General features: G+C 71.7%; 14 protein-coding genes. 4 read left to right on the plus strand and 10 right to left on the minus strand.

What is annotated here, in order from left to right; genetic code table 11:
• Positions 1-53: 53 nt before the first annotated feature.
• Together DAETH_RS03975 and DAETH_RS03980 are read left to right on the plus strand one after the other, a co-directional pair.
• Positions 54-746 carry a YggS family pyridoxal phosphate enzyme gene (locus DAETH_RS03975; protein ID WP_264776629.1) on the plus strand — a complete coding sequence of 231 codons (693 nt, stop codon included), beginning with the start codon at positions 54-56 and terminating at the stop codon, positions 744-746.
• Positions 743-1,555: a DivIVA domain-containing protein gene (locus tag DAETH_RS03980; RefSeq protein WP_264776630.1), complete on the plus strand. Its 813-nt coding sequence runs from the start codon at positions 743-745 to the stop codon at positions 1,553-1,555. The genes DAETH_RS03975 and DAETH_RS03980 overlap by 4 nt, the downstream gene beginning before the upstream one ends.
• Here DAETH_RS03980 and DAETH_RS03985 read toward each other — a convergent pair.
• The 5 genes from DAETH_RS03985 to DAETH_RS04005 form a co-directional block, all read right to left on the minus strand.
• The gene (locus tag DAETH_RS03985; protein ID WP_264776631.1) at positions 1,540-1,998 is read right to left on the minus strand and encodes a DUF3293 domain-containing protein; all 459 of its coding nucleotides are present in this window, start codon (positions 1,996-1,998) and stop codon (positions 1,540-1,542) included. The two genes, DAETH_RS03980 and DAETH_RS03985, sit on opposite strands and share 16 nt — an antisense overlap.
• The gene (locus tag DAETH_RS03990) at positions 1,995-2,366 is read right to left on the minus strand and encodes a hypothetical protein (RefSeq protein ID WP_264776632.1); all 372 of its coding nucleotides are present in this window, start codon (positions 2,364-2,366) and stop codon (positions 1,995-1,997) included. The genes DAETH_RS03985 and DAETH_RS03990 overlap by 4 nt, the downstream gene beginning before the upstream one ends.
• Positions 2,363-3,454 carry a tRNA pseudouridine(13) synthase TruD gene (gene truD / locus DAETH_RS03995; protein ID WP_264776633.1) on the minus strand — a complete coding sequence of 364 codons (1,092 nt, stop codon included), beginning with the start codon at positions 3,452-3,454 and terminating at the stop codon, positions 2,363-2,365. Before truD ends, DAETH_RS03990 begins: the two co-directional genes overlap by 4 nt.
• Positions 3,455-3,651: 197 nt before the next feature.
• Positions 3,652-4,446: a hypothetical protein gene (locus DAETH_RS04000; RefSeq protein ID WP_264776634.1), complete on the minus strand. Its 795-nt coding sequence runs from the start codon at positions 4,444-4,446 to the stop codon at positions 3,652-3,654.
• Between the two features lie 4 nt (positions 4,447-4,450).
• Complete coding sequence (locus DAETH_RS04005) at positions 4,451-4,990, minus strand: MogA/MoaB family molybdenum cofactor biosynthesis protein (RefSeq protein WP_264776635.1); 540 nt, start codon at positions 4,988-4,990, stop codon at positions 4,451-4,453.
• A gap of 103 nt (positions 4,991-5,093) precedes the next feature.
• Between DAETH_RS04005 and DAETH_RS04010 the strand changes: the two genes are divergently transcribed.
• Complete coding sequence (locus DAETH_RS04010; protein ID WP_264776636.1) at positions 5,094-6,725, plus strand: peptidase associated/transthyretin-like domain-containing protein; 1,632 nt, start codon at positions 5,094-5,096, stop codon at positions 6,723-6,725.
• A gap of 71 nt (positions 6,726-6,796) precedes the next feature.
• Positions 6,797-8,329: a glutamine-hydrolyzing GMP synthase gene (gene guaA, locus DAETH_RS04015; RefSeq protein ID WP_264776637.1), complete on the plus strand. Its 1,533-nt coding sequence runs from the start codon at positions 6,797-6,799 to the stop codon at positions 8,327-8,329.
• Positions 8,330-8,760: 431 nt separating this feature from the next.
• Here guaA and DAETH_RS04020 read toward each other — a convergent pair whose 3' ends face one another.
• The 5 genes from DAETH_RS04020 to DAETH_RS04040 form a co-directional block, all read right to left on the minus strand.
• A complete protein-coding gene (locus DAETH_RS04020) occupies positions 8,761-9,021 on the minus strand; it encodes a hypothetical protein (protein ID WP_264776638.1) in 261 nt (86 codons plus the stop codon).
• A 2-nt stretch (positions 9,022-9,023) separates the two neighbouring features.
• On the minus strand, positions 9,024-9,785 hold the full coding sequence (locus DAETH_RS04025; protein WP_264776639.1) for an aspartate/glutamate racemase family protein: 762 nt from the start codon (positions 9,783-9,785) through the stop codon (positions 9,024-9,026).
• Complete coding sequence (locus tag DAETH_RS04030; RefSeq protein WP_264776640.1) at positions 9,782-10,081, minus strand: antibiotic biosynthesis monooxygenase family protein; 300 nt, start codon at positions 10,079-10,081, stop codon at positions 9,782-9,784. The genes DAETH_RS04025 and DAETH_RS04030 overlap by 4 nt, the downstream gene beginning before the upstream one ends.
• Positions 10,082-10,548: 467 nt before the next feature.
• Entirely contained in the window at positions 10,549-10,845 is a 297-nt protein-coding gene (locus DAETH_RS04035; RefSeq protein ID WP_264776641.1) for a DUF1330 domain-containing protein, read from the minus strand.
• Between the two features lie 101 nt (positions 10,846-10,946).
• Entirely contained in the window at positions 10,947-12,527 is a 1,581-nt protein-coding gene (locus DAETH_RS04040) for a 2-isopropylmalate synthase (protein WP_264776642.1), read from the minus strand.
• Between the last annotated feature and the right edge of the window lie 81 nt (positions 12,528-12,608).

The raw sequence follows: 12,608 nt of genomic DNA on the forward strand, positions 1-12,608 counted from the left end.
CCCACAATGTCGGGCGTGCCTCCCGCCCCCCATTCTCCCCCGAGCCCTCCCCGATGAGCCTGCCCGAGGTCCTGGCCGGACTGCGCGAGGCCGAGGCCGAATCAAACCGCCCCCCCGGCAGCGTGCGCCTCGTCGCCGTGACGAAGGGGCAGGGGCTGGCGGCGATCCGGGAACACGTGCTCGCCCACGCGGGGCTTCAGCCCGGGGGCTTCCCGCTCGGCGAGGGCCGCGCCCAGGAGTTGCGCGACAAGGTGGCCGAGTTCGCGGCGGTGGGCTTCACGGGGACCGAGTGGCCCGAGATCGAGTGGCCCGGTATCGAGTGGCACTACATCGGGCCGTTGCAACTCAACAAGGTCAAGTACATGCGGGCCGTGACCCTGATTCACGCCCTGGAGGACGTGCGGCAGGCCCAGGCCCTCGCCGACGCCGCCGCGAAGTGGGGACGCGCCCCCGACGTGCTGCTGCAACTCCACAACGGCGAGCCGCAGAAGCACGGGGTCCCCCCGGAGAACCTGCGCGCGGTGTACGAGGGGGTGGCGGCAACCGGCCTGACCGTGCGCGGCCTGATGGTGATGGCTCCCGACACGGGGGACGAGGCGGCGGTCACGCGCGTCTTCGCCGACACGGCCCGCCGGGCGCATGATCTCGGGCTGGGTGAACTCAGCATGGGAATGAGTGGCGACTATCCCCTGGCCGTGCGGGCGGGGGCGACGCTGGTGCGGGTGGGGACCCGGCTCTTCTCATGACCCGCGAGTCCATCATGACCCCGTTCATGAACGCCTCCGCCCCGAAGACGCCCCCGGCCCCCGCCGACCCCGGCCTGAGTCCCCGCGACGTCCGCTACCAGGAGTTTCCCAGCCGCCTCCAGGGCCTCGACCGGGCCAGCGTCCGCGCCTTCCTGGGCCGGGTGGCCGACGGGTTGGAAAGCCTCCTCAAGGAACGTCAGGCCCTCCATGACCGCCTCGCCGCGCTGGAGGACGAGCTGCAAAGCCGCCGCGAGGCCGAGGACGCCATTCGCCGCGCGGTCGTCGCCGCCGAGAACATGAGCCGCGACCTGCGCGAGGGGGCCCGGCGCGAGTGCGAGTCCCTGATCGAGCAGGCCCAGGCCCGCCGCGAGGCCATCGACCGCGAGGGGGAGGCCCGCGCCGCCGAGCTGACGGCCCTCCACCGCGCCCGACTGAGCGAGCTGGAAGACGAGTTCCGGCACAGGCGGGCCGAACTGGAGCGCGAGCACCACCTCCTCACCCTGGAGCGCGACCGCGCCCACGCCGAGCGTACCGTCTACCTGGAGCGCGCCTACAGCGAGCGCCACGCCGACCTCACGGCCCGCCTCGCCGCCGCCCGGGGCGAGTACCTGCAGTTCGTCACCCAGTACCGCGCCCTCGCCCACGCCTTCGCGGAACTGAGCACCCGCCACCTCCCCGCCATGGACGACTCGGCCCTGCCCGCCGGGGCCCCGCTGGAGGTCCATGCCCGCGCCGTCCCCCTGCCCCCCCTGCCCGAGGAGCACGAGACGGCCCGGGAGCCGCAGGTGGAGGCTCAGCGGTCGCCCTGATCGCCCGCTGAGGACGCGAGCCGCCGCGCCCAGAACCGCTCGGCCCCGGCAACCCGACCCTGCGGCCCCAGCCACACCAGGGCGACCCGCGCCCCCACTCCCCACAGCACGGCGGCCTGCCCGAAGGCACTGCCCCATCCGGCGGCTTGCCGCAGCGTCGCGCCGGGGAGAATCAACGCCTCCTCCTCCCACTCGCCCTCGCCGTTCATGGCCGGGAGGGGGGAGAGGCCCGCCGTCACGACCCGGGCGTGGAGGTCCGCCCCCGCCCGCGCGTTGTCCTCATCCTCCGCCCTCCGCCCGCCCGGATTCCAGGCCGTGACGACGGCCCAGCGCCCACGCGCCCAGGAGGGAGCCGAGCCGCGTTCTCCCGACAGGCGGAACCGCTCGCCCGGGGTGCCGTAGCTCGCGGCGAGGAAGGCCGCCCGCTCCTCCCCGCCGCTCACGGGCGGCGGACGGGGGCGTCCACGTTCAACAGCTCCGTACTCCTGAATTGCAGGGTGAGCTTCACGCGCCCGCCCGCCCGGAAGTCGCCCCCCAGGGCCACCCGGTACGGCGTGTCCCCGTTGACGAGCAGCGTGCCCTGGAGGGGGATGGCGGAAACGGTCATGCAACGCGGAGCGCACCTCAGGAGCCGGGCGCGGCCCTGGGGGCTCCACACCCCGGTCAGTTCGTCCGCCCCCGCCGCCGTGATCCGGCCCTCCAGCACCGCCCCCGCGAAGGCCGGGCGCAGCGCCAGCTCCGCCGTGTGCGCCCGTGCCGCCAGCCCCACCCCCAGGGCGGCGAGCAGGGCGAGGAGACCCGCACGTCTCACTCTCCCTCCTCCCCGGTTTCCCCGTCCCCGTCCTCCGGCTCGCCGCCCGCCGCGTCCACGTCGGTCTTCATGAGTTCGCGCAGGACGCTCGTGGCGAAGCTGCCCCTCGGGAGGGTAAAGGCCACCACGAAGCCGTCCTCCTCGGGCCGGACCTCCGCCGCCTCCAGAAACACCCGGGTCAGGCGGCGGTCCCCCCGGCGCGAGGCGAAGACCTCGGGGGTCAGGCCGAAGGCGGACAGCGCCTCGCGTTCCAGCTCGCCTGCGTCCAGCGTCAGCGGTTTCGCCTTCTTGCCGAAGAGGGTGCCCGTGGCGCTCACCTCGCTCCGCTCGGCGCGGGGGGACTCGGCGGCGGGGTCCTCGACGAGGAAGACGCCGCCCGTGTCGTGCTTCTTCGCCATGTCGCCCGCAATGAGGCGGTCGAAGAGGCCGCGCGCGAGGCGCAGGCTCAGGAAGCGGTTGAACACCAGGCTCTGCACGCTCGTCGTGAGGAAGCGCCGCACGCGGGGGTCGCGCAGCCTCGACTCGCCGCGCAGCACCCGCAGGCCCTCCTCCGCGTTCAGGCCTTTCAAACCGAAGCGTTGCGGCCCGAAGTAGTTCGGCACCCCCCGCGCGGCGAGGAGGGCGAGCGTGGCCGCCGCCGTTCCCGCCGTGCCCGGCGCCTCCCGCACCCGCACCACGAAGCGGTTGCCCCGCAGGTGGCCCAGTCCCAGCTTGTTCGTGTGCCGCCCCGTCGCCAGCACCCGCACCCCGTCCATCGCAAAGGTGCTCAGCCGCTCCTCGAACCGTGCGGGCACGCTGACCCACTGGGTCGTGACGGCGTGGCGGTCCTTGAGCCCTGCCACCCCCACGTCGCGGTCGCGCACGCCGAGCTGGGCCGAGAGTTCGCGCACCACATGGGCGGTCGTGTGCCCGGTCTTCTCCAGGTGGAGGTAGAGGTGCTCGCCCTCGCCCGAGAGCCCGTAGGCGGGTACTTCCTCGACGCGGAAGTCCTCGGGCGTGAGCCGCAGCCGTCCCCCGGTGCCGGGCGTGTCCGTCAACGCGGCGAGCGCCGCCCAGTCGAAAGCGAGGTTCACGATAAGCTCCACCATACGCCGGGGCGGGGGAGGGGGTCCAGTCTCGGGAGGTCAGTCGGGGGGTGAACGCAAGCGCCCCCGGGCGTAATTTGGAAGATGGCCGCCCCATCTTCCCGCTGGCCCGGGGACGAGGCGGCTACTCACCCCCTCCTACACCTCCCCCCTCAAGGGGGAGGGAAAGGCGCTGGGTTCTCTCCCCACCTCTACACCCTTCAATTCAGCACCCGCGAGTCCGCGTAGGCGGGCGGCGTCCAGTCGGCCCGGAAGAGCCGGGGCTCGGCCCGCCCACCCCGGCCCTCGGGGACGTACCACACGCGCACGCCGCCCGCCCGCTCGCCGAGGGGCAGGAGGGCGCTCTGCCCGGCGGCGAGGCGGTTGAGCGGCGCTCCGCCCTCGTCGCGCACGCGCAGCCAGGCGTTGACGCCCGAGGGGGACCAGCCCGCCAGGTGCACCGGGCCGCTCGACACGTTCACCAGCCGCGCGCCCTCCCCCGTCAGGGTGACGCTGAGATCGGGCCACTCGGGCTGCCGCACCCGCCCGAAGCGGACCTCCAGGCCCGGGAGGCGCGGGGCGGGGCTCCCGGCCGGGAAGAGCCCGGCCGCGAGCAGCCCGCCCACCCCCCCGAGCAGGAGGGCGAGCGCGGCGGCGACCGAGACCCCGGTGCCCCCGCGCGCGGCGATCAATCCGAGCAGGGTCAGGCCGGACAGCAGCAGGGCGAGGGGCCACGACGGGCCGGGCCGGGCGCGGGTGTACCGGAAGGCCCCCGGCCAGAACTCAGCGAACAGGAGCAGGGCCGCGCCCAGGCTGAAGAGTGCGGGCACCTCCAGGAGGGGGGTCAGCCACAGCAGGGCGAGGCCGGGCACTCCCCACCACGCCGCGCGCGGGACCCGCCGCCGCCGCGTCTCGCCCGCCACCCGTCCCAGCCAGTAGGCGGCGATCAGGCCCAGCGCCAGCGCGTAGGGCAGCGTCAGGCGCGAGATGGGCGCGAGGGTCAGCCACTCGCCCACGGCCTCAGCCCCCTCCCGGCTGCCCGTGCCGCGCGACCTCGAAGGCGAGGTGCCCGAGTTCGTCCCGCAGCAGGCCCTCCCAGGCGGTCCTCACCGCGTTGAGGCTGCCGGGCAGGGCGAAGAGCAGGGTGCCCCCCGCCAGGCCCCCCACCGCCCGCGAGAGCATCGCCGCGCCGCCCACCTCGCGGTAGGAGAGCATCCGGAAGAGTTCCCCGAAGCCCGGCATGGGTTTGGTGAGCAGGGACTCCACGACCGGGATCGTCACGTCCCTCCCGGTGATGCCCGTGCCGCCGCTGGAGATCACGACGACGGCCTGCCGCATCAGTTCTCCCAGGGCAAGGTGGATGTCGGCGGCCTCGTCCCTCACGATCCGGTAGCCGGTGACCTCGTGGCCCCCGGCGCGCAGTTCATCAAGCAGGTAGGCGCCGCTCGTGTCGGTCTCCGGGGTGCGCGTGTCGCTCACGGTGAGGACCGCGACCCGCACGGAACGCGGCGCGGCCTCGTGGTGCGCGGTGGGCGGCGGGTGCGGGGCGTCGTCCGTCATACCCGGCACGATACGCCCGGGCGGGGCGGGGGCGGGGTGGAGCACCTCACCGTGCGGGCGCGGCGGCGAGGGCAGCCGGGGCCCGGCCCGTATACTTGACCGCGTGAAGCCCATCGGCCCCTACGTCGCCGCACGTGACCTGACGGGCGAGCTGCCCGGGGGTGAGGTGCGGACCTTCCGCGCCACCGACCGCCTCACCGGAATGCCGGTGCTGCTCCACGTGCTCAGCCGGGTGGTGATCCTTCCGGAACTGCCCCACGACCCGGCCCTGCTTCCCTTCACCGACTCGGGCGTGGACGGCGAAACCGTCTACCTCGCCACCGAACTGGCCCCCCATGCCGTCCCCGCCTCCGACCCCCTCCTCGCGGCGCGCGGGGCGCTCGCCGGACTCGCCGCCCTGCACGACTCAGGCCTCACCCACGGCGGGGTGGGGCCCGCCCAATTGTGGAGCGTGGACGGCCGGGTGGCGCTGGCCGGGGCTGGGCTGCCGTGGGGCCGGGGCAACACGCCGCAGGACGACCTGCGCGACCTCGCCGCGACCCTGGAACGGCTCGGCGGCATCCCGAGGTCCCTGCAAGACGCTTCCGAGAGCCTCTCCGCCCGCGAACTCCTGGCCCGCCTGAGCCCGTCCGCCGCGCCCCCGCCCACCCCCCCCGCCGAGGCTCCCGCCTCCACCGACCATCATCCCGGCTACGACGGCACCCCCATCGTGCTGGGGGAGGCGGACTCGGGCGAGGGGTCGCCCCCCGAGCCCAGGTCACCCGGCCGCAAGGGGGGCAAGGGCCGGGGGAGTTGGAGGTTGCCGAACCTCGGCCGCTCGTCCGGGGTGGGGGCTGGCCCCGAGACCGGGCCGCCGCCCGCCTCACCGGAACCCGGGCCCGTGGACCAGCCGGTCACCGTTCAGGTGCCCGCCGTCCCGCCCGTGGTCGAGCCCGTGGCGCCCGAGGTGCCCCGGGTCGTCCGGCTCGGCTCCGGCGGCGAGGGGCCCGCCCGGGAGGGGGCGGCGCGGGGCGAGCGCCCGGCCCTGACCGCCTCTCCCGCCCGTGAGGTCGTCGCGGCCCCGCCGCCCCTGGTGGACATCAACCTGGGGGAGGCCGACCTGGAGGCGCTGGCCGCCGACCAGCAGGACCTGGCGTCCCTGCGCGAGAGCCTGCGCGAGACGGCGGGCCTTCCCCCCGAGCCCGACTCGCTCATCGCCGCCGCGATCCGCCACCAGGCCGAGGGGCGCCCCCGCCCGGCCGCGAGCGGGGGGACCACCCCCCGGCGCGTGGTGGACAAACCCGTCCGCATCGGCTGGGAGGACGACCACTCCTGGCGGGTGGTCCGGACCGGGCAGAGCGCGCCTCCCCGCTCCCGGAGCGTGCCCCGCTGGCTGGGGCCCGCCCTCGCCCTCGCGGCCCTGCTCCTGCTCGTGGCGCTCGTGTGGGTGCTCCTCGCCGCCCGGGGCCCGCGCGCCGACGTCCGCTCCCCCCAGGCGCGGGTGGCCGGGGCGTGCTGCGACGTGCGCTTCACCGTGCGCGGCGGGGCAGGTGTGCCCGTGCGGCTGAGCGTCGTCTCCGCCCCCGAGGGGTCCGGCGTGTCCCCGGGAGCGGCGGTCGGCACCGTGCCCGGCCCCGTGCGTCTCCCCGGCCCCGGCACCTACACCCTGCGCGTCGCCGCCGAGGGGTACAGCCCCAGCACCGTCACCATCACCGCCCCGACCGCGCAGCCCATCGCCATCGACCTCGGCCTGTAACCTGGGGCCTCTGAGGCGGTCCTTCTAGCCCGGTCTCCGCTCCCCGGCGCCCCCGTGAGAGAATTGGGCCCGTGAGCGTCGTCATCCTCGACTTCGGCAGCCAGTTCACGCGCCTGATCACCCGGCGCTTCCGGGAACTCGGCGCGTACAGCGTGATCCTTCCGGGCGGCTCAAGCCTGGAGCGCATCGCACAGGAAGATCCCCGGGGTATCGTCCTCTCCGGCGGCCCGAACAGCGTGTATGACCCCCAGTCGCCCCGCCCCGCCCCCGGGGTCCTCGACCTGCCCGTCCCCATCCTGGGCGTGTGCTACGGGATGCAGTTCCTCGCCCACGAGGCGGGCGGCGACGTGCGGCGGGTCGGCAAGCGCGAGTACGGCAAGGCCGACCTGACCCGGTACGGCGGCCAACTCTTTGCCGGAATTCAGGGCGAGTTCATCGCCTGGATGAGCCACAGCGACTCGGTGACGCGGCTCCCCCAGGGCTACGAGGTCGTCGCCGAGACGGAGGACACGCCGGTCGCCGCCATCGAGAACCCGGTCACCCGGCGTTACGGGGTGCAGTTCCATCCCGAGGTCGTCCACACGCCCAAGGGCGGGCAACTGCTCGCCAACTTCCTCGAAATCTGTGGCGTGAACCGTGACTGGAACGCCCAGCACATCGTCGACGAACTCGTGGAGGAGGTCCGGGCGCAGGTGGGGGGCGGGCGGGTCCTCCTCGCCATCAGCGGGGGGGTGGACTCCAGCACCCTCGGCCTTCTCCTCGCGCGGGCCATCGGCGACCGCCTCACCGCCGTCTTCATCGACCACGGCCTGCTGCGCCTGGGCGAGCGGGAGCAGGTGGAGGCGGCCTTGAAGCCCCTGGGCGTCAACCTGATCACGGTGGACGCGCGAAAGGAGTTTCTGGGCCACCTGGAGGGCGTCTCCGACCCCGAGCAGAAGCGCAAGATCATCGGGCGCGAGTTCATCCGGGCCTTCGAGCGCGAGGCGCGGGAGCACGGCCCCTTCGACTTCCTCGCCCAGGGCACCCTCTACCCGGACGTGATCGAGTCGGCGGGGGGGCTGTCGGCCGACAAGTCCGGCGCGGCGAACATCAAGAGCCACCACAACGTCGGCGGCCTGCCCGATGACCTTCAATTCAGGCTCGTCGAGCCCTTCCGAACCCTCTTCAAGGACGAGGTGCGGGAGATCGCCAAATTGCTCGGCCTTCCCGACCAGATCCGGATGCGCCACCCCTTCCCCGGGCCCGGCCTGGCGATCCGCTGCCTGGGCGCCATCACTGAGGAGAAACTGGATATCCTCAAGCGGGTGGACGACATCTTCATCTCCGGGCTGCGCGAGTTCGGCCTGTACGACGGCTGCTCGCAGGCCCTCGCCATCCTGACGCCGATCCAGTCGGTCGGGGTGATGGGCGACGGGCGCACGTACTCGTACACCGCCGCCCTGCGTGCCGTGACCACCGACGACTTCATGACCGCCGAGTGGGCGCGGCTCCCGTACGACTTCCTGGCGACGATGAGCAACCGCATCGTCAATCAGGTCCACGAGGTCAACCGCGTGGTTTACGACATCACCGGCAAGCCGCCCGCCACCATCGAGTGGGAGTGAGGGGCAGAAGCCGGGACAGGGAAGAGGACAGGGCGTCGGTCGGACCCAGGCAGGGTGCGTGAGATGTGGCGGCCACAGCCTGTGCGCTTTCCCCTTAAGGAGTTGTGGGACGAGCGCGGCCTAAGCAACTCCCGGCAGGACGATCTGGGCGCCGGGAGCATCAAAGACTTGCTGAGGCGGGGGCAGGTGCGGTTTGCGGTCGCCGATGCAGGCAGGCCTTTGCAATGAGTGCCGCTCCAGACCTGTTACGCATTCTGGAAAGAGGAAGTCCAGCCGCACCTGATCGAGCCAGCTGTCGCTGAACAAGGGGTGAACCCGGGGGAGTTGCCGGGCGGGTACGGTTACCTGGCCTCGCTGTGGCAGACGAACACGGTTCCCGTCGTCCTGCTCCAGAAGTTGCACTGACGTCGGGTAGTCATCTTCCCCGAAGCTCACTCCAGCCCGAAGTCGGCCACGGGCTCGCCCTCGAACAGGACCCCCAGCGCGGCCGCGCGGTCGTGGTCGTACTGAGTCAGGTCCTCCGGGAAGGTCTTGCCGGTCTTCATGGAGAGGTACAGGGTGCCGTGACGAAAGCCCATGCGGGTATGGCCGCCCAGCGTCTCGCCCAGCAGCCAAGGTGTGCTGTAGGGGGGCAGGGGCAGCGTGTACTTCTCTCCGGGCGCGAGGAGTTCCAGGCGGGTCGTCTCAGCCATGATTAAGTTTGAATAAAGACCCGGGCGGAGGAAAGCCCCACGCTGGGGGATGTGGCCCGCCCCCGTCCTACGCCGACCCGTCCAGCACGAACGCCACGGCCTCCTGCACATGCAGCGCGGTCGTGTCGAACACCGGCACGCTCGTGTCGCCCGGCCCTACAAGCAGCGTGATCTCCGTGCAGCCCAGGATCAGGCCCTCCGCGCCCCACGAGTCCGGCCATCACCCGGCGATAGGTCTCGCACGACTCCTCCCGGATCACGTTCCGGCACAGTTCGTCGAAGATGATGCGGTGGACCTCGGCACGTTCGGCCGCCTCGGGGACGATGACCTCCAGCCCGTGCCGCTCCGCCAGCCTGTCGTGGTAGAACCTCTGCTCCATCGTGAAGGCGGTGGCGAGGAGGCCGACCCGTCCCAGCCCCGCCGCCTGGACGGCGCTCCCCACGGCGTCCACGATATGCAGGAAGGGAACGTTCAGGGCCGCCTCGATCTGCGGCGCGACCTTGTGCATGGTGTTCGTCGCCAGGACGACGGCCTCGGCGCCCGCCGTCTCCAGCCCCCACGCCGCCCGGGCCAGCAGTTCGCCCGCCTCGTCCCAGCGGCCCTCGCGTTGCAGGGCGGCGATCTCGGCAAAATCGACGCTGTGCAGCAGCACCCGCGCCGAGTGCAGCCCGTCGCACCGCCGCGCCACCTCCTCGTTCAGCAGGCGGTAATACTCCGCCGTCGAGGTCCAGCTCATGCCCCCCAGCAGACCGAGCAGCTTCACGGCAGCACCCCCACGAAATGCTCCACCGTCGGGAAGGGGTCGTAGAAGTGGTGCAGCAGCGCGCGCCACTCCTGGTACTGGGCACTTCCCCGAAAGCCGACCGTGTGGTCCTCCAGCGTCTCCCACCACACGAGCAGGGCGTACCTGTGGTCGTCTTCGAGACACCGCCGCAACTCGTGGCGAACGTACCCCTTCATGCCGGAGATGAGGGGCTGGGCTTGAGCGAAGGCGGCCTCGAACTCCTCGGTCTGACCGGGGCGGATGTTGAGGAGGGCGATTTCAAGGAGAGGGGTCATTCTCTTGTCCCGCCCATCAGGGCCGCAACGCCGATTAGGACCAGCAAAATCAGTGTTGGAATGAATATGGAGGCGACGAGGCGCCCTACGAACTCCAAGCCTGGATATTCGTCGAGCTGCAATGCTTTGTGTGGGACATTGAGAAACATGAGCACCAAGGCAAATCCGCCCCATCTCAGCAGTACACGTCTCCACCGTTGTCGTTGAGGGGGGACTCGCTCCACGAGTTGGAGTCCCAGGGAGGCCGTGAACGCCGTAGCGAGAGACGCGCCGAAGTACCACGACGGTAAGGCTGTAATCCGACCCGCTAACGAAATTCCATCCCACAGGAGCGCCGCCGCGAAAAACAGAAACAGCCCTATCTTGAACCAACGCCACACCCTTACACTGTAAAGACAAAAGGGGGGGTTTCCCCCAGCATTTGCGCTCTGCCTCATGCGCGCCAGCGGCCGGCTCGTCTGGCGGCTTTAGGAAGGCGCGTCTACCCCGTGGGCCAGGATGAGCTGGCCGGTCGCCATCTCCTGCCGCAGGGGACGGATGCGGCTGTACCCTTCGGACTCGTACCAGGCGCGGGCGTGCTCGGCGGAGGGAAAGGCGAGGACCACCACCCGCTCCGGCGCCGTGCCCTCCAGCGCCTCAGGCTGACCGCCCCGCACGAGGAACTGGCCGCCGTGAGGTTCGAGGGTCACGGATACTTGGCGCGAGTAGGTGGGGTAACCCTCGGGGTCCTGCACGTCGATCAGGCCGATGATGTAGACGGTCACGCTTCCTCCCGAAGCTCCGGGCTGGAGACCCGAGTCGAATCCCGTTCCGGCCGGTATATCTGCCCCTTGAAAAGGGCAAAAGGCGGAGTTTCCCCCACCATTCACACCGTCGTCTCGCTCTCCAGTCGGCTCTTGCCCACGCCTGCGACGATCTGATTGATGGCGTGCAGCCAGGCCCGCGCACTCGCCTCCACCACGTCGGTCGCCAGGCCGATGCCCATAACGGTGAGGCCGCCGAAGCGCACGCCCGCGCTGACCTCGCCCAGCGCCTCGTTGCCGCGCGTGACGCTTTGCAGGCGGTACGTCTCCAGCTCCGGCGTGATGCCGGTGGCCTGGGAGATCGCGTTCATGGCGGCGGCCACCGGGCCGTCCCCGGTCGAGGCCGCCTCGCGCAGGCCGTCCGGGGTTTCCAGCCGCACGGTCGCGGTCGGCGTGACGTGGGTGCCGCTCAGGACTTGCAGGCTGGCGAGGTGGAAGGTCTGCGCGACCTCGGCCCCGGCCTCCACCAGGGCACGCAGGTCGTCGGCGTAGATCTGGCCCTTGCGGTCGGCGAGTTCCTTGAAACGGGTGAACAGCACGCCCAGCGCCTCGTCGTTCAGGCCGAAGTCGTTCGTCCCATCGGTGAGGTATCCCAGGTCCGCCAGCGCCTTGCGGAAGGCAGCGCGCCCGCTGTGCTTGCCCATGACCATGACCGCCGCCTCGCGCCCCACGAGTTCGGCGTTCATGATCTCGTACGTTTCCTTGTGCTTGAGCACGCCGTCTTGATGAATCCCGCTCTCGTGCGCGAAGGCATTTTCCCCCACGATGGCCTTGTTGGGCTGCACGGGCATCCCGGTCAGGCGCGAGACCAGGCGCGACACCCGGTTGATCTCGCGGGTATGAATTCCGGTCTGCGCCTGGTAGTGGTCGCGGCGGGTGTGAATCGCCATCACGACCTCTTCCAGCGAGGTGTTCCCGGCGCGCTCCCCGATCCCGTTGACGGTACATTCGATCTGGGTAGCCCCGTTCTCGACCGCCGCCAGCGCGTTCGCGGTCGCCATGCCCAGGTCGTCGTGGCAGTGCGTGCTGATCTCCACCGGCCGTCCCCCCACGATCTCGTCGCGTACGCGCGCGATCAGGGCGCCGTACTCCTGCGGCGTGCCGTACCCCACGGTGTCGGGAATGTTGATGACGGTCGCGCCCGCCTCGATGGCCGCGCGGTACAGCCGGACCACGAAATCGAAGTCCGCCCGCATCACGTCCTGGCCGCTGAACTCCACGTCGTCGGTGAACTGCCGTGCCAGGCGAACGGCCCCCACGCTCGACTCGATGACCTGCTCGGGCGTCTTGCGCAGCATGTGCTCGATCTGAATGGTGCTGGCCGAGGTGAAGACGTGGATGCGGGACCGGGCCGCCGCCTCCAGCGCCCGCGCCGCCCGCTCGATGTCCGCCCGCGCCGTGCGCGCCAGCCCGCAGATCACCGGGCCGCGCACCTCGCGCGAGATCCGGGAGACGCACTCGAAGTCCCCGTCGCTGGTGATGGGAAACCCCGCCTCGATCACGTCCACCCCCAGCCGGGCGAGTTGGTGCGCGATTTCCAGCTTCTGCGCGTGGTTCAGCGCCACGCCCGGTGACTGCTCCCCGTCACGCAGGGTGGTGTCGAAGATGTGGATGCGCCGCAGGTCGGTGGGTTGCTGGGTCATGGCAGGCTCCTGAAGGATGAGAGGGGCGGACAAAGAAAAAGCCCCGGAGGGCGGTTCCTCCGGGGGGTTCAACGGTTCCTC

Origin of the sequence: Deinococcus aetherius, assembly GCF_025997855.1 — a bacterium.
GTDB classification, from domain to species: Bacteria; Deinococcota; Deinococci; order Deinococcales; family Deinococcaceae; genus Deinococcus; species Deinococcus aetherius.